This window comes from Enterobacter cloacae complex sp. IR53030 (assembly GCF_049238365.1).
GTDB classification, from domain to species: domain Bacteria; phylum Pseudomonadota; class Gammaproteobacteria; order Enterobacterales; family Enterobacteriaceae; genus Enterobacter; species Enterobacter kobei.
Genome location: NZ_JBMKHA010000013.1, coordinates 30502 through 45813, shown reverse-complemented (window position 1 = coordinate 45813; position 15312 = coordinate 30502). Strand labels below are relative to the sequence as shown.

The 15312-nt window shown below is 54.4% G+C and carries 17 protein-coding genes; 6 read left to right on the top strand and 11 right to left on the bottom strand.

From position 1 onward, the window contains the following. Window positions 1–271 precede the first annotated feature (271 nt). The gene (locus tag ACOTXR_RS14330) at window positions 272–1093 is read left to right on the top strand and encodes a trypsin-like serine peptidase (RefSeq protein WP_014883623.1); all 822 of its coding nucleotides are present in this window, start codon (window positions 272–274) and stop codon (window positions 1091–1093) included. 38 nt (window positions 1094–1131) lie between these two features. Here ACOTXR_RS14330 and mdtI read toward each other — a convergent pair whose 3' ends face one another. From mdtI to ACOTXR_RS14315, 3 genes are all read right to left on the bottom strand, one after another. Further along, window positions 1132–1461, bottom strand: coding sequence for a multidrug/spermidine efflux SMR transporter subunit MdtI (gene mdtI, locus ACOTXR_RS14325; protein ID WP_014883622.1), 330 nt, complete (start codon window positions 1459–1461; stop codon window positions 1132–1134). Further along, window positions 1448–1810, bottom strand: a complete 363-nt coding sequence (gene mdtJ, locus ACOTXR_RS14320) for a multidrug/spermidine efflux SMR transporter subunit MdtJ (protein WP_058690811.1) — start codon at window positions 1808–1810, stop codon at window positions 1448–1450. Before mdtJ ends, mdtI begins: the two co-directional genes overlap by 14 nt. Before the next feature lie 119 nt (window positions 1811–1929). Continuing rightward, window positions 1930–2100: a hypothetical protein gene (locus tag ACOTXR_RS14315; RefSeq protein WP_086527785.1), complete on the bottom strand. Its 171-nt coding sequence runs from the start codon at window positions 2098–2100 to the stop codon at window positions 1930–1932. Window positions 2101–2233: 133 nt separating this feature from the next. Between ACOTXR_RS14315 and ACOTXR_RS14310 the strand changes: the two genes are divergently transcribed. Beyond that, a complete protein-coding gene (locus tag ACOTXR_RS14310) occupies window positions 2234–3268 on the top strand; it encodes an AI-2E family transporter (RefSeq protein WP_014883620.1) in 1035 nt (344 codons plus the stop codon). A 110-nt stretch (window positions 3269–3378) separates the two neighbouring features. On the opposite strand, the gene ACOTXR_RS14305 is transcribed toward ACOTXR_RS14310, so the two are convergent. After that, complete coding sequence (locus ACOTXR_RS14305; protein ID WP_014883619.1) at window positions 3379–4404, bottom strand: LLM class flavin-dependent oxidoreductase; 1026 nt, start codon at window positions 4402–4404, stop codon at window positions 3379–3381. A gap of 195 nt (window positions 4405–4599) precedes the next feature. On the opposite strand from ACOTXR_RS14305, the gene ACOTXR_RS14300 reads away from it, so the two are divergent. Both ACOTXR_RS14300 and yajD read left to right on the top strand, forming a co-directional pair. Next, complete coding sequence (locus ACOTXR_RS14300; RefSeq protein ID WP_014883618.1) at window positions 4600–5493, top strand: PhzF family phenazine biosynthesis protein; 894 nt, start codon at window positions 4600–4602, stop codon at window positions 5491–5493. Window positions 5494–5570: 77 nt separating this feature from the next. Then, complete coding sequence (gene yajD / locus ACOTXR_RS14295) at window positions 5571–5918, top strand: HNH nuclease YajD (protein ID WP_006808895.1); 348 nt, start codon at window positions 5571–5573, stop codon at window positions 5916–5918. A 50-nt stretch (window positions 5919–5968) separates the two neighbouring features. Here yajD and ACOTXR_RS14290 read toward each other — a convergent pair whose 3' ends face one another. Further along, a complete protein-coding gene (locus ACOTXR_RS14290) occupies window positions 5969–6736 on the bottom strand; it encodes an arylamine N-acetyltransferase family protein (protein ID WP_058690802.1) in 768 nt (255 codons plus the stop codon). Window positions 6737–6831: 95 nt separating this feature from the next. On the opposite strand from ACOTXR_RS14290, the gene ACOTXR_RS14285 reads away from it, so the two are divergent. Then, window positions 6832–8268, top strand: a complete 1437-nt coding sequence (locus ACOTXR_RS14285; protein WP_045134986.1) for a PLP-dependent aminotransferase family protein — start codon at window positions 6832–6834, stop codon at window positions 8266–8268. A 17-nt stretch (window positions 8269–8285) separates the two neighbouring features. Here the strand turns inward: ACOTXR_RS14285 and ACOTXR_RS14280 are convergent, their stop codons facing one another. From ACOTXR_RS14280 to ACOTXR_RS14265, 4 genes are all read right to left on the bottom strand, one after another. After that, a complete protein-coding gene (locus ACOTXR_RS14280; protein WP_058690801.1) occupies window positions 8286–8732 on the bottom strand; it encodes a hypothetical protein in 447 nt (148 codons plus the stop codon). A gap of 68 nt (window positions 8733–8800) precedes the next feature. Continuing rightward, the gene (gene umuC / locus ACOTXR_RS14275) at window positions 8801–10063 is read right to left on the bottom strand and encodes a translesion error-prone DNA polymerase V subunit UmuC (RefSeq protein ID WP_014883614.1); all 1263 of its coding nucleotides are present in this window, start codon (window positions 10061–10063) and stop codon (window positions 8801–8803) included. Next, complete coding sequence (umuD, locus tag ACOTXR_RS14270) at window positions 10047–10481, bottom strand: translesion error-prone DNA polymerase V autoproteolytic subunit (protein ID WP_222834838.1); 435 nt, start codon at window positions 10479–10481, stop codon at window positions 10047–10049. The genes umuC and umuD overlap by 17 nt, the downstream gene beginning before the upstream one ends. Before the next feature lie 109 nt (window positions 10482–10590). Next, a complete protein-coding gene (locus ACOTXR_RS14265) occupies window positions 10591–11469 on the bottom strand; it encodes an aldo/keto reductase family oxidoreductase (RefSeq protein ID WP_421767046.1) in 879 nt (292 codons plus the stop codon). 144 nt (window positions 11470–11613) lie between these two features. Here ACOTXR_RS14265 and tcp point away from each other — a divergent pair, with 144 nt between their 5' ends. Next, window positions 11614–13275, top strand: a complete 1662-nt coding sequence (gene tcp / locus ACOTXR_RS14260) for a methyl-accepting chemotaxis citrate transducer (RefSeq protein ID WP_023337207.1) — start codon at window positions 11614–11616, stop codon at window positions 13273–13275. 38 nt (window positions 13276–13313) lie between these two features. On the opposite strand, the gene smrA is transcribed toward tcp, so the two are convergent. Together smrA and ACOTXR_RS14250 are read right to left on the bottom strand one after the other, a co-directional pair. After that, complete coding sequence (gene smrA, locus ACOTXR_RS14255) at window positions 13314–13877, bottom strand: DNA endonuclease SmrA (RefSeq protein ID WP_014883610.1); 564 nt, start codon at window positions 13875–13877, stop codon at window positions 13314–13316. 346 nt (window positions 13878–14223) lie between these two features. Beyond that, window positions 14224–15141, bottom strand: coding sequence for a LysR family transcriptional regulator (locus ACOTXR_RS14250; RefSeq protein ID WP_058690816.1), 918 nt, complete (start codon window positions 15139–15141; stop codon window positions 14224–14226). Window positions 15142–15312 lie beyond the last annotated feature (171 nt).

Sequence of the window (15312 nt, the reverse complement as noted above, 5' to 3'; positions counted from 1 at the left end):
AGCTTAACCGTGCCCTTCGGGGCACGTTGGTAAACCGGCGCTGAACCGGAAAAGGTTCTGCGCCGTTTTTTTATCCGGAGGGCGTATGCTGCGACGCTATCGGTTTGAGCTCATTCTGTTCCTGCTTATTTTATGCGCGCTCATCGCAAGCCATTTTTATCTTTCCTGATTGTAGCACGCTGATTTTACTCCCACTTTCGTGCTGTCCCGTCTATAGTATTTTCATAGGGTTCACTTTTAATAATCATAATTACCCCCACCAGAGTGTGATATGCGTAAATCTGTTGTGTTGTTGCTGGGAACGTTTGGTCTTTTTTCTGGATTTTCACAGGCGGATGATGGCGGCGATGACGCCATTAGCGCGAAAGAGCTTAAGACGCTTTTTTTCGGTCATGACGATCGTACTCGCGTCACCGACCCAACACAGGCCCCCTGGGATGCTATTGGACAACTGGAAACCGCCAGCGGCAACCTGTGCACCGCGACGTTGATCACCCCGCAATTAGCCCTGACGGCAGGCCACTGCCTGTTGACGCCCCCTAACGGAAAGCCAGACAAAGCGGTAGCCTTACGGTTTGTGTCGCAAAAAGGTGTCTGGCGCTATGAAATCCACGGCATCGAAGGCCGGGTTGATCCTTCTCTGGGTAAACGACTGAAACCGGATGGTGATGGCTGGATAGTGCCGCCCGCGGCAGCGTCATGGGATTTTGGTCTGATCATTCTGCGCTACCCGCCTTCAGGCATTACGCCACTGCCGTTATTCGACGGAGATAAAGCGGCGCTCACCGCCGCGCTGAAAGCCGCCGACCGTAAAGTCACGCAGTCAGGCTACCCGGTCGATCATCTGGATGCGCTTTACACCCATACCGACTGTGTTGTAACGGGCTGGGCACAAACCAGCGTGCTGTCGCACCAGTGCGATACGTTACCGGGTGACAGTGGTTCGCCCTTGATGCTGAAAACCGATAACGGCTGGCAATTGATTGGTGTTCAAAGCTCCGCTCCAGCGGCGAAAGACCGATGGCGAGCCGATAACCGGGCCCTATCCGTCACCGGTTTTCGCGATAAGCTGGAAGCGCTGGCTCAAGAGTAAGCCAGCGCGGCTGCGGGAGAAAAAGGGGTAACGGGTTATCAGGCGAGTTTTATCATGACCATACCCGCCAGCAGCAATATCAGTCCTATCCAGCCTTTGTTATTTAACCGCTGGCCGAACAGTACCCAACCGGCGGCAAGGGTGGCGGCGATACCAAAACCGCCCCACAGCGCATAGGCCACCGAAAGATCGATACCTTTGACCGCCTGCGACAGGGCGCTGAACGCCCCCAGAACCGCGGCTATCGACATCAGGCCATAGACTTTACGACGAAAACCGTCGGAGAATTTCAGCAGAACGTTGGCGAAAATTTCCAGCACGATGGCGAAACCCAGCCAGGCCGCATGAACCCATTCAAACTGTTGCATGGTTCTGCTCCTTCTGCTGTTTGGTCGGTTTACGGGTACCTGATTTAATCAGCACAATACCCGCGACCAGCGTCGTTAACCCGGCGACTTTCATTGTTGTTAATGTTTCGTCAAATATCAGGACGCTGAAGAGTGTAATCAATAAAATACCGATCCCTTCCCACAGCGCATACGCCACACCCAGCGCAATTTTTTTCACCGCAAATGAGAGGAAAATATAGGAAAGTGAAATCATCACCAGCATTAAAATAAAACCGGTACTGCCATCGCTGACGCTCGCCCACTTCATCGACAGCGTGCCGGTAATCTCAGCGATAATAGCCAGAGCGAGTAAAATCCAGTAAAACATGTTTTTCTCCTGCTTGAGAATATAATCCATCGTGGCCCGCCGCATGCGGCAAACCAAAAAAAATATGAAATTAAATCAGACAGCTAAGCGCGTAGCGCCAGCTCAGGCAGAAGAGATAACTATAGGGCGGTGCGCCAGTGTTGCTCACCAGCAACCAGGCAGAAGGAGGTGAAAAATACAGCGGTGTTGTTTGAAGAATACGTCCTGAACACATTGTCCATAAAATTACAATTATCCGCGTTGTTGCTTCTCGTCTTTGCGGATGAAAATTGTCCTCGGTAGTTAAACACGCTAAATTTGTACCATAAGCCAGGATTTTACTCAAAGTCTTTGCAATTCTTTACCCACACCGTTTGATTTTGGTTAGTTTATTGCAACGCGTTTCACCTTTATTATAAATAAAAAGCATATTTCGGAGTCACCATGGCTAAACCCATTATTACCCTGAACGGGTTAAAAATTGTCATCATGCTGGGCATGCTGGTGATCATACTGACGGGCGTGCGATTTGCAGCCGACATCATCGTGCCCTTTATTCTGGCGCTGTTTATTGCGGTGATCCTTAACCCGCTGGTACGGCGCATGACGCGGCTACGCATCCCGCGCGTGCTGGCGATTACCCTGCTCATCAGCGTGATTATTGTTGCCATGGTATTACTGGTTGCCTATCTCGGCACCTCGCTGAATGAACTGGCGCGCACGTTACCGAAGTACCGATCGTCGCTGGCGATACCGCTGCTGCAGCTTGAACCCTGGCTGCAACGCGCAGGTATTGAAGTCTCGGTTGAGGAACTCCTTAAATATATCGACCCCAATGCGGCCATGACGATCGTCACCAGCCTGCTGGCGCAGCTTTCGAATGCTATGACCTCCATTTTCCTGCTGTTTTTAACGGTGGTGTTTATGCTGCTGGAGGTGCCTCAACTGCCGGCAAAGCTGCAGCAGATAATGGTCCGTCCGGTTGAGGGCATGGGGGCGATTCAACGCGCGCTGGACAGCGTCTCACGCTATCTGGTGCTGAAAACCGCCATTAGCCTGGTTACGGGTGGTGTCGTCTGGGTGATGCTGCTGGCGCTGGACGTCCGCTTCGCGTTCGTCTGGGGATTACTGGCCTTCGCGCTCAACTACATTCCCAACATCGGTTCCGTGCTGGCAGCGATCCCCCCTATCCTTCAGGTGCTGGTTTTCAGCGGGCTGTATGATGCGCTGGTTCTGCTGGCCGGATATCTGGCCATTAACCTGCTGTTCGGCAATATTCTTGAGCCACGGATGATGGGACGCGGGCTGGGGCTATCCACATTGGTCGTCTTTTTGTCTTTGATTTTCTGGGGTTGGCTGCTCGGTCCCGTCGGTATGCTGCTCTCCGTTCCGCTGACCATCATTGTGAAGATTGGTCTGGAACAGACCGAGGGCGGACAAAGCATCGCCGTGCTGCTGAGCGATATGAGCCAGAAATAGCGCTGACAGGAGGAATGTATAGATCCTCCTGTCTTCGCGATAAGCGCCCGAATAGTTACAAATGGAGATTCACGCCACGTGCGGCGACGGGGCTTATCCCAGCGCGTCGACTACTCGCGCCAGCCCATTGCCGGTGCGACATGTTTGAGAATGGACTCAATCACATGCGCATTGTAATCCACACCGAGCTGGTTCGGTACGGTCAACAGTAACGTATCCGCTTCAGCAATCGCCTCGTCTTTTTTCAGCTGTTCGATAAGCTTGTCCGGCTCCGCGGCATAGCTGCGGCCGAAGATCGCGCGCGTTTTCTCGTCAAGATACCCCACGCTATCGCTGTCGTTGCGGCTGGCACCGAAGTACATCCGGTCACGGTCGTCCATCAGGGCAAAAATACTGCGGCTGACCGACACGCGCGGCTCACGCGTATGCCCTGCCTCTTTCCACGCCTGGCGGTACGCGCGGATCTGTTTTGCCTGCTGAATATGGAACGGCTCACCGGTTTCATCGTCTTTCAGCGTAGAACTTTGCAGATTCATGCCGAGCTTAGCGGCCCATACTGCGGTCGCATTCGAACCGGCGCCCCACCAGATACGCTCGCGCAGCCCTTCGGAATAGGGTTCCAGTCGCAGCAGCCCCGGTGGATTCGGAAACATCGGCTGTGGATTCGGCTTTGCAAATCCTTCGCCGCGCAGAACCTCAAGCAGTACCTCGGTATGACGGCGTGCCATATCTGATTCGTTTTCCCCTTCCTGCGGTACATAGCCGAAATGACGCCAGCCATCAATGACCTGCTCCGGGGAGCCCCGGCTGATGCCAAGCTGCAAACGACCGCCGGAAATCAGATCCGCCGCACCGGCATCCTCGGCCATGTACATCGGGTTTTCATAGCGCATATCAATCACGCCGGTACCGATCTCGATGGTTTTCGTTTTGGCCCCAATTGCGGCCAGCAGAGGGAACGGAGAGCTCAGCTGACGAGCAAAGTGGTGCACGCGAAAATAGGCGCCGTCCGCCCCCAGCTCTTCGGCTGCTACGGCCAGGTCGATGGACTGCAGCAGGGTGTCTGCTGCCGAGCGCGTGCCGGACTGCGGAGAAGGCGTCCAGTGACCAAACGATAAAAAGCCGATCTTTTTCATAATCCTGTGTCCTGATAATGCGTTGCGTTCTCCCTACTGTACGCATTACCTGTGGAGAATAAATGGCGTTTCTTTAACGAAATGATTCAAATAAATTGATTGAATTTTTTTCAGGTCCGTCGGGTGAAAAACGGCTGGTTATCGGTTTGATTTAACGTTACATCTCTATATCAGGACTTTTACATCGGACAGAAAATGAAAAGACGCTATGTTGTTGCGGATGTTTTTACTGACACTCCGTTTCTGGGTAACCCTGTTGCCGTCGTACTCGATGCTCAAGGCATGAACAAAGCACAAATGCAGCAGGTCGCCGTTGAATTTGGCTACAGCGAAACCACGTTCGTTTTGCCGCCAGACAATCCTTCCCATACAGCACGCGTGCGAATCTTTACGCCCTCGCGCGAGATCCCCTTCGCCGGGCACCCGAATGTTGGAACGGCTTACGTGCTTGCCCATTACGCCGCGATGAATCATCAGCGCCTGCCTGATACGCTACACTTCGAGGAAATAGCCGGTGTGGTGCCCGTTCGCCTGTTGCGCGACAACGATACGGTCACTGGCGCAGAACTCCTGGTGCCTGAGGCACTCTCGTGCCGCTCTGAAGTCAGCCCGGAAAGCGTGGCTGCCTGCTTATCCCTGAACACGGAAGATATCCGTACCGAGGTACATAGGCCTGTGGTCGCGTCGGTAGGTCTGCCCTTTCTGATAGCCGAGCTGGCTTCTCGTGAGGCGCTTCGTCGATGCGTGCCGAATTTACAGGGTTTTCGCGCGACTTTACCGCTGGATGGCGCCGTTTCCCTCTACGCCTACACCCTGGATACGAATGCTGATGAACCTCATGATGTGCAGGCCCGCATGTTTACTCCCCGCATGACAGAAGATCCTGCCACAGGCAGCGCGACTGCCGCTGCGACAGCGCTGCTGGCGTTGCACCGTAATAAAACGACGCTTAATCTTAACGTCAGTCAGGGCGTTGATATGGGACGAGCAAGCGTGCTGTTCGCGGGATACGATGCCTCGTCGGGAGAGGCGGTGGTTCGCGTTGGCGGAAATTGCGTGATGACGCTTGAAGGCACATTCTCGCTCTAGCGGAGGAAGGTCCTGTACATTTACCGTGCCTGATGGGATATATTGGCACACTATTTTTATCACAGGTAAAACCAGCAATGGCTCTGATCCCCAAAAACTACGCGAGACTTGAAAGTGGCTATCGCGAAAAAGCGTTAAAAATCTATCCCTGGGTATGCGGACGCTGCTCGCGCGAGTTTGTCTATTCCAATCTGCGCGAACTGACGGTTCACCATATCGATCACGACCATACCAACAACCCGGAAGATGGCAGTAACTGGGAGCTGTTGTGTCTGTTTTGCCACGATCACGAACATTCGAAATACACCGAAGCGGATCAGTACGGTACCACCGTGGTCGCCGGGGAAGACGCGCAAAAAGACGTGGGCGTCGCCACGTTTAACCCGTTTGCCGATTTAAAAGCGATGATGAACAAGAAGAAGTAATGCTTCAACCGCGGCGCGGGAGGCTCAGGGGGCACAGGCCCCCTTCTGCTTTACGCCACGATCAACGCAAAACGCTCTTTCAGAATACGGGGGATGTCGTCCTCCGCCAACTGCCGGGTTTCCGTGCCCTTCGCCGTAATGGTTTTCAGCATATTCCCCAGTAAAATCTCGCGTCCCTCCGGTCGATGCTGCACCACCACACGCTTCTGCACAAAAATGGCATCCGGGTGCGTGGAGTTAAGGTAGTTGGCCGGAACGAAATCAATCCACTCCTGTGGGGTGAGATCAAAGCCGTACTGACGGGCCCATTCTCCCGCCACCTTCGCCTGAAGCAGATATTCGCCCTCAGCGCTGCGGCTAAGCCGGAACGTGTCAAAATCCTGTGCGATATCAACATCAAGCGTGTCCAGAGCCATTGGCGCACGAATGCCATAGCTGCCAAACCCGAGGTCGCAAAGCCACTGTCGGCTCTCCACCTCAGCAATTAACGCCATATGGGTTTTTGGCCGCCGTACGGGATAGAACATCGGGCGTGCCGCCACAAAACGGTAAGGAATACCTAACGCCTCCAGCGCCATGGCAAACAGCCCGTTCACCTCATAGCAGTAGCCGCCGCGCCCCGGTGTTAACAGCTTATCGGCAATATCGTCAGGTGCCAGCGAGACAATTTTCCCCGCCTGTACATCCAGATTTTCAAACGGAATTGCAAAAAGCTGATGACGCATAAGCGCATGCAGGGTACCCGTATCGGCAGCCGCGGGGCCAGTGTAGTTTATGCGTTTGAAATACGTGGAAATATCAAAATTATCGCTGTGCATAATGCCTCCTTGTCCTGAACATGTCGGACACTATAGATGGCGTGCATTATTGGCTGTATAGTCAGTTTTATCGAAAATTAGCCTGAACAGATACCATGTCTGCCCCATCCCCGTCCTCTCCTCACTATCGCCGTATTGCGGATATGCTGCGTCTTACAATTACGTCTGGCGCGTTGCGAGCCGGTGACAAGATCATCTCCGCGCGTAAACTGGCCGAACGCGAGCATGTCAGTCTTCCGACGGCGCTTGAAGCGCTGCGCTGCCTTGAGGCCGAGGGGCTGATTGTTGCACGTCCGCGTTCAGGTTATTACATCCACCAGACAAGCCTTCCGCAGCCTGTGGAGCCTTCTCGTTCTCCGCCAGGCCCGGTTCCCGTCACCCTGTCGGCCATGGCCCGGTCGCTGTTCAGCAGTTCAGAAGCCCGTCTGGTGCCTCTGGGTGCAGCCCTGCCCGATCCTGCGTGGCTGCCGGGCGAGACGCTACAGCGGGCGCTGCACTCCGCGGGCCGACGTCTGGATGCGCACGGTCAGAGCTATAGCCTGCCGCCGGGAAGGCGTGATTTGCGAAGCAAGATTGCCGCGCGTTCTGCACAGTGGGGAGCCCGTTTCAGCGCGGATGACCTTATTATCACCGCAGGTGCGACGCAGGCGTTGCGCCTTGCGCTACGAGCCGTGTGCCAGCCCGGTGATGTGGTGGCGATTGAGCAGCCAGCCTACTTTGGTACGCTCCTGCTGCTGGAGGATTTGGGTCTGAAGGCCTTATCGATCCCCACCGATCCTGTTGAGGGCCTGCTGCTGGAACCGCTGGCGGACGCCATTCGGTGCCACCGCCCGGCCGCCGTTCTGGCCTCCCCTACGGTGCAAAACCCTTTGGGCGCCAGTATGCCCGTCACGCGTAAGCAGGAACTCGTTGCCCTGCTTGACGCGGCAGATATTCCTCTCATTGAAGATGATGTTTACGGCGATCTTGTCGGCGAGGGACAACGTCCCCCAGCCTGTAAAGCGTTCGACCAGAGTGGAAATGTCATTTATTGCAGCTCCCTGTCTAAAACGCTTGCGCCCGGCTGGCGAATCGGCTGGATTGCCGCCGGACGCTACTTTCCGCAGGTTTTACAGGCCCGCATGGCCGGAGACTGGGCAGGCGCTCCGCTGCTGGAAGCCGCAACGAGCGAAGTCCTGGCGAGCGGCGATTACGATCGCCATCTGCGGCGGCTCAAGCGTCGCGTTGCGGAGGGAATTGACGCTGTCGTGGCGCGGGTCGAGGCAAGTTTTCCTCCCGGCACGCGTGTTAACGCGCCCGCCGCGGGTTACTTGCTGTGGGTAGAACTTCCTTTGCAGGTCAACGCGCTGGAGGTACATCGTCGCGCGCTGGCGCTGGGTATTGGCGTCAGCCCCGGCCCGCTGTTTTCCCCTGCCGCAGAGCTGTCTCACTTTTTGCGGCTAAACTGCGCAAACGAACCGACGCCCCGCCTGCTGAATGCCGTGGAGCGGATTGGGGCGCTGTGTTATGAACTGGCGGATGCGCGGCCGTGACGGTCTGCGGTCCTTTTTCACAAATTCAGGATTGCGCGCTCTTTAACGACAGCGTCAGGATTGGCTCTTTTTATCGCGGTCAGAAAAGCCGTGAAGTTATGATTCCAGAGGGTGAGATTGTTATAAAACTGCACCTGCTTTTCATTAGCACCGTCACGGTAAATAACAATCCAGACCCGTCGGCTATTTATCTCGATATTCCCCGGCCCGATTTTAATGATAGTAGCCAGCGCAATCTTACGGGTGGCGTTGTTTTTAACTTCATATAAAAACTGGTCATCATAAAACCATGTTTTACCTGCATTCCCGCCAAAAATTGAGGGGTTAGCAGATATCTTTTTCATCCCGTTATGATTTGAAATAAGGCGCTTTGCCTGGCGAATACGTCTGACAACAAATCTTAACAGGATGAAAAGCGCAATGAGGGGCAGCGCGACTGATATCATTTTTAGGCTCTCGTACATATCCCTGCCCCGTCATACATTCTTATTAACGCCGTGAGTATAACGCGGCGATCGTTTATGACAATATCCTACCTTGCCACCGGCAAATCTGCGTACCGCGTCGTATACGCCGGTGACAGCATCTCACGCTTCATCGCCCAGGATTTCTCAATCCCCTGCCCGGCAAACCATATCTTCCCTTTGCCGGAATGGTTTACGCTGTCGATTATCTCCATCAGCGCTGCGCTATTGGCACACAGGCGGTTATCATCAAACAAATTCAGCTGGGCGACGCCGCTGCTGAAAAAATCCGCCAGCATCACCCCCGCTTTCATATAGCGATACCCGTCAAGCCATATACGCCCCAGCGCCTCCGTAGCAGCACGGATGATATCGCGCGTGTCATTGGTGGGTGTCATCAGGGTGACTGAGGCCTGGTTGCCGTAATAAATTTCGTTGTCGGCATGCGGGCTGGTGCGCACAAACACGCTGATAAAGCGGCAATACTGATGCTCGCCGCGCAGTTTTTCGGCGGCACGCTCCGCGTAGGCACAAATGGCCTGGTGCATCTCTTCGTATTGCGTAATACGGTGTCCAAACGAACGACTACAGATAATTTGCTGCTTCGTCGGGGTAAACTCTTCCAGATCAAGACAAGGCTCACCGCGAAGCTCGCGCGCCGTGCGTTCCATTACCACGTTAAAATGTTTGCGAATGACCCAGGAGGACGCTTCCGCCAGCTCCAGCGCCGTGGTAATCCCCATGGCGTTGAGTTTTTTCGTGATGCGTCGCCCGACACCCCACACTTCCTCTACCGGCACCTTCGCCAGCAGCTTACGCTGCCGTTCGCGATCCGATAGATCGACCACGCCGCCGGTGGCAGACCACCGCTTCGCCGCATAGTTGGCCAGCTTCGCCAGCGTTTTGGTCGGGGCAATACCGACCCCAACGGTCAACCCCGTATTTTTAGCGACCTGGTTGCGCATCTGATGGCCAAAAGCCTCCAGCGACATGCAGCGGCTGACGCCCGACACGTTCACGAAGGCTTCATCAATCGAGTAGATCTCAATTGCCGGAGCAAGATCGGTCAGCGTTTGCATCACCCGGCTGCTGAGATCGGCATACAGCGCATAGTTCGAGCTAAAAACATACACCCGCGCCGGATAACCCTTCTCCTTGAATTTAAAGTAGGGCTCACCCATTTTTATGCCGAACTGTTTGGCCTCCCGCGACAGCGAAATAATGCAGCCGTCGTTGTTCGAGACCACCACGATGGGTTTGCCCTCCAGATCGGGGCGAAACACCCTCTCGCAGGAGGCATAAAAGCTATTCACATCAACCAGTGCGAACATGTTTATACGTTTTGAGGGTGTGAGTGACAACGCCGAAGATTTGTAGCTCCTCTTCTGACTGGAAGGTAATCGGCTGATAGCGGGCATTATGCGGCAGCAACCTCAAAACCGGACGGGTCTGTAGCTCTTTCACCGTAAACTCACCGGCAACCGACGCCACGACGATATCCCCATGTTCGGCATTTAACGAACGATCGACCACCAGCAGATCGCCGTCGCCGATCCCAGCCCCAATCATCGAGTCACCACTCACTTTTATAAAGTAGGTCGCACTAGGGTGCCTGACCGCCAGCCGGTTAAGATCGAGACGATCCTCCACATAATCCTGCGCCGGGCTGGGGAAGCCGCAGGCGACGCGCTCCAGAAAGAGAGGTAATTCAATGACTTGATTAGAGTGATAAGAAAAGAGATTGCCCATAAATGCTTTCCTGCCGCAATACTGTATATAAATACAGTATTACGGATTATGGGCCAGGATCAAGATGCTTTCCGGCGGTGAAGCCGAACGTATTGAAGTTTGAACGGATTTAGTTCAACGATCGGCCTACCAGCGTATTCAGCGTTTCCAGAGCGTCAGGCGGCAGTTGCAGTTCTCCTGCTGCGAGATTTTGCCGCAAATGCGCCACGGAAGAGGTGCCGGGGATCAGCAGAATATTCGGGGAACGTTGCAGCAGCCATGCCAGCGCAACCTGCATCGCGGTTGCGCCAAGGGAATCCGCGACGGCCTGCAGATCGCTGGATTGCAGTGGCGTAAAGCCGCCCAATGGGAAAAACGGCACATAGGCAATCCCCTGCTGCGCCAGTAAATCCACCAGCGCATCGTCGCCGCGGTTCACTATGTTGTACATGTTCTGCACGCAGACAACAGGCACCATCTTCTGCGCTTCCGCAACCTGAGTGGCCGTGACATTGCTCAGACCAATGTGGCGTACCAGCCCTTGCTGCTGTAACTCTGCGAGGGTGGAAAGCGGTTCAGCAATCGATCCTTCTGCCGGGCCATGAGCGCTAAACATGATCCGCAGATTCACCACATCCAGTACATCCACCTGCAGATTACGCAGGTTATCATGCACCGCCTGAGTCAGCTCCTGCGCGGAAAAGGCCGGCAGCCAGGCACCTTTATCGTTGCGGCGGGCCCCGATCTTGGTGACGATAGTGAGATCGTCCCGGTACGGATGAAGCGCCTCGCGGATCAGCTGATTGGTCACATGGGGACCATAAAAATCGCTGGTATCGATATGATTCACCCCCGCCGCCACGGCTTCGCGTAACACCTCCAGCGCGGCATTTTTATCTTTCGGAGGGCCAAATACGCCCGGTCCGGCAAGCTGCATCGCGCCGTACCCCAGTCGTGTAACCGTCCGCGTACCGAGCGCGTACGTCCCGCTTTTATCAATGCTGCTCATGTTGACCGTCCTCATAAAAATGTTCCGGATTTACAACAGGTTCCTGACCGGAGCCCTTCGTTAAGCGCGAGTTAAATTAAAGTTTAAATTCTATACGACGATAGTATTGGTGTACCTCTGCCTCTTCTCTAACGGACGACCGCTATGCTGAAAAATCTGCACGTGATTACCGGTATTATCTTTGCCCTCACCATATTCTGTCTGCTGCAAGTTGTCACGGGAGGGTTGTTCTACTCCGCCGTCAGCAACGATCGCCATAACTTCCAGAACTCCGGCGTGCTCAATGCCCAGCAGGAAAATCTGAGCGACAGCGTAAACACGCTGGTAAAAACGCGCGTCACCGTGACCCGCGTGGCGATCCGCTACCTGAAAAACCAGCGCGATCCGGCTTCCCTTGCCGCGATCAACAAACTGCTTGATACCGCAAGTAACTCGCTGGCTAAAGCAGAAACCTATAACAAAGCGTGGCAGAAACTGCCGCAGGTTAACGGCCAGAATGCGGCGTTAACTGACGAGATGCAAAAATCCTGGAATCAGATGCATGAGGTCATGCGTTTGTCGATTCAGTATCTTCGCGCCGACAACTACCAGGCCTATGGCGATCTGGATGCTCAGCAGGCTCAGGATGATATGGAAGCGGTCTATAACCGCTGGCGCGCCGAAAACAACACGCTGCTGAAAGCGGCAACCGAAGAGAACCAAAGCAGCTTTACGCAAATGCAGTGGACGCTGGCAGTCATTTTCCTGGCCGTTATCGCCGTGCTGGTGGTCATCTGGCAGGGGTTACAACACCTGCTGTTAAAACCACTCAACACCATTATGAACCATATTCGCGCCATTGCGGGGGGCGACCTGACGCAGAATATCGCGCTCTCTGGCCGCAATGAAATGGGTCAACTGGCCGCAGGCCTGCATGAGATGCAACAATCTCTGGTGACTACCGTCAGCGCCGTGCGCGGCAGTACCGACTCCATCTACACCGGCGCAGGTGAAATTGCCGCAGGCAGCAACGATCTTTCCGCTCGCACCGAAGAGCAGGCCGCCTCGCTCGAAGAGACGGCCGCCAGCATGGAAGAGCTGACCGCGACGGTTAAACAGAACTCCGATAACGCCCGTCAGGCTACGTTACTGGCGAAGAATGCCTCTGAAACCGCAGCACGTGGTGGCCACGTCGTGGATAACGTGGTTCGCACCATGACCGAAATTGCCGACAGTTCCCAGCAGATTGCCCACATTACTGGCGTGATTGACAGCATCGCGTTCCAGACCAATATTCTGGCGCTTAACGCCGCGGTAGAAGCCGCACGCGCCGGGGAACAGGGGCGTGGTTTTGCGGTCGTCGCAGGCGAAGTTCGTACGCTGGCGAGCCGCAGTGCACAGGCGGCGAAAGAGATCAAAGGGCTTATCGAGAACTCCGTCAGCCGGGTGAATACCGGTTCTGAGCAGGTTAGCGAAGCGGGCGCGACCATGAAGGAGATTGTCGCCGCCGTGACCCGCGTAACCGATATCATGGGTGAGATTTCGTCGGCCTCCGATGAGCAGAGCCGCGGTATTGAACAGGTGAGCCTGGCCGTTTCGCAAATGGACAGCGTGACGCAGCAAAACGCCGCGCTGGTGCAGCAGTCCGCTACGGCGGCGGCGGCACTGGAAGATCAGTCCGAACAGCTGCGTCAGGCTGTGGCCGCGTTTCGTCTGAACGGAAAAGAACACGCGGTCGCCTCACGTCCGGCAAATGTGAAAACGCCGCAGCTACTGCGTCCGGCAACGGCTAACGCCACGCCTGACAGTCACTGGGAAACCTTCTGAGTCACAGGCGGGCGATCGCCTCGCCCGCAAAAACCGCCTTAACGGCTGCGCTTGGCGTGCCGTTCCCAGTTCTCCTGTTTCGCTTCATCGGATTTCCGCAGTGAAACGTAACATGCCCCGCTGCCGCCGTGATGCGGCAGCGCCACGCAGAAAGCCTGCACTTCCTCGAACTCAGTTAACCAGCGTGCCAGATAGCTGCGCACCACATTGGGATGCGAATTCTGTTCGCGCCCTTTCCCGTGAATGATGATCAGGTTACGTAATCCGTCACGACGGGCCTGACTGATAAAGGAATACAGCATCTGTCGGCAGCGTTCGGCGGGCTGACGCAACAGGTTTAAGCTGGCCTGTCGGTCGTATTTCCCCGAACGCAGCTTCTCTATAACGCCCTGCTGTACCCCTTCGCGCTGGAACGCCAGCGGTTCTTCAAGGGGCAGGAGTTCCAGAAACCCCAGCGTCAGAAAGTTGTCCAGCTGTTCAGTATCCATCTCCTGCCGCGCCCGTGCGTTTCTCATCGGCTGCCAGTGGATATCCGAGCAGCGCTTCATGGGCTGGACATCCTCCATGGCGTCAAGAAAAAGTGATTTGTCGTCAGGGTTCATGGGGATCCTCCGGCTACTTCTGAGGGAGGTACTATACCTGTGCCAGACATGTGTCTCAATAACCGTCAGCGGCCCACTCACGGCATATATATTTACCCGGCGAATATATAATAAGGGTGATACGCACTTAAACCAGACTTAACTAAAACTTCAGTGAAGGTAAAATAAGTGATTTACGTTAAAAATTCGTGAAATCAATCACTCGTCAACCTGTCTTTTTTCGGAAAAGGTGTTATAACTAAATAAACCTGCCCCATGGAAATAATACTCAGGACTGGCAAAAGGACGTACTGCTGTGTGTACTGTAGGGTCTGTCTGATGTCGGGCAGACTCTGTTTTTTTATTTTTAATTTTCCGCTGCGTCTATTTTTCTCGCTTCCCTTCTGAATTGCGTAATTAAGGATTCAGCAAGAGGTGTCTGACGTGAATCACGTCGCTGAATTAAATAATACGCGGCTTTTGGAAGCGATTCGACAACCGGCAGAATGACGAGACGGTGCGCCAGAAGCGGGTCAGAGCCCAACTCCTGCGGCAGGATACTTAAAAAATCACTTTGCGCAACCAAGCTTATACAGGACGAAAATGTTTCACACACCACCCCAATTCGCGGTATTTGCGAGCGGTGGCGAAATAGATCTTCTAATTGCTTATAATAGCTTCCCCGCGGCGTCGGCATTGTCCAGTTATAATGCAAAAGTTCATTAATGGATGTTGCCCCTGTCGCCGGATGCCCTTCCCGGCAAAATACCGCAAACGGTTTTTCAAACAACTTTTCGAACGTAAATTCATGGTCGTAAGGCCCCTGATAATAGGTGTTAATGGTGAAATCCAGCTCACCCTGGCGTAATTCATTGATCATCGACACCAGCTGCCCTTCCATAATCCGCACCTTGACCTGGGGGTGTTGTGCATGAAAGCGCGTAATAACGGCGGGCATCAGGCTGCGTGAAACGCTGGCGCCCATCCCGATATTGATCTGCCCGGCCAGTTCCCCCTGCCGCTGGCGAATATCATCCTGCGCCGCACGCAACTCTTCCAGAATCAGTCTGGCGCGCTGGTAGAAGCCCTCGCCACACTCGGTCAAGGCAACACCTTTACTCCGGCGCACAAAAAGCTGTGCCGCCATACCTTCTTCCAGCTCTTTGATCGATTTGGTCAGCGCTGGCTGCGAAAGATTCAGCGTCCTGCTGGCACCGCGAATACTGCCCTGACGCGCGACTTCAACAAACGCCCGGATTTGATGAAATTTAATCTGAAATGTCATAGCCCGACCGATAACCGTTGTTTATCAGAGTAAAGAAACTGTCATCTACTTTAATGGAAAGGGATGTGCGAGGGTAATTCCTGAACGGTTAAAACTGTGAAAAATCGGTTAGTGATAAGTAAAAACTATCACAGCGTGAAGCAGTTCACATTTTTTAATGATGACGGGAAG

Bases quoted from the DNA above. Each gene is read 5' to 3' on its own strand.
- ACOTXR_RS14310 (WP_014883620.1), top strand. From the start codon at position 2,234: ATGGCTAAACCCATTATTACCCTGAACGGGTTAAAAATTGTCATCATG.
- ACOTXR_RS14290 (WP_058690802.1), bottom strand. From the start codon at position 6,736: ATGCACAGCGATAATTTTGATATTTCCACGTATTTCAAACGCATAAAC.
- ACOTXR_RS14265 (WP_421767046.1), bottom strand. From the start codon at position 11,469: ATGAGCAGCATTGATAAAAGCGGGACGTACGCGCTCGGTACGCGGACG.
- tcp (WP_023337207.1), top strand. From the start codon at position 11,614: ATGCTGAAAAATCTGCACGTGATTACCGGTATTATCTTTGCCCTCACC.
- umuD (WP_222834838.1), bottom strand. From the start codon at position 10,481: ATGGGCAATCTCTTTTCTTATCACTCTAATCAAGTCATTGAATTACCT.
- mdtJ (WP_058690811.1), bottom strand. From the start codon at position 1,810: ATGTTTTACTGGATTTTACTCGCTCTGGCTATTATCGCTGAGATTACC.
- ACOTXR_RS14250 (WP_058690816.1), bottom strand. From the start codon at position 15,141: ATGACATTTCAGATTAAATTTCATCAAATCCGGGCGTTTGTTGAAGTC.
- ACOTXR_RS14300 (WP_014883618.1), top strand. From the start codon at position 4,600: ATGAAAAGACGCTATGTTGTTGCGGATGTTTTTACTGACACTCCGTTT.
- umuC (WP_014883614.1), bottom strand. From the start codon at position 10,063: ATGTTCGCACTGGTTGATGTGAATAGCTTTTATGCCTCCTGCGAGAGG.
- ACOTXR_RS14330 (WP_014883623.1), top strand. From the start codon at position 272: ATGCGTAAATCTGTTGTGTTGTTGCTGGGAACGTTTGGTCTTTTTTCT.
- ACOTXR_RS14280 (WP_058690801.1), bottom strand. From the start codon at position 8,732: ATGTACGAGAGCCTAAAAATGATATCAGTCGCGCTGCCCCTCATTGCG.
- mdtI (WP_014883622.1), bottom strand. From the start codon at position 1,461: ATGCAACAGTTTGAATGGGTTCATGCGGCCTGGCTGGGTTTCGCCATC.
- ACOTXR_RS14305 (WP_014883619.1), bottom strand. From the start codon at position 4,404: ATGAAAAAGATCGGCTTTTTATCGTTTGGTCACTGGACGCCTTCTCCG.
- smrA (WP_014883610.1), bottom strand. From the start codon at position 13,877: ATGAACCCTGACGACAAATCACTTTTTCTTGACGCCATGGAGGATGTC.
- yajD (WP_006808895.1), top strand. From the start codon at position 5,571: ATGGCTCTGATCCCCAAAAACTACGCGAGACTTGAAAGTGGCTATCGC.
- ACOTXR_RS14285 (WP_045134986.1), top strand. From the start codon at position 6,832: ATGTCTGCCCCATCCCCGTCCTCTCCTCACTATCGCCGTATTGCGGAT.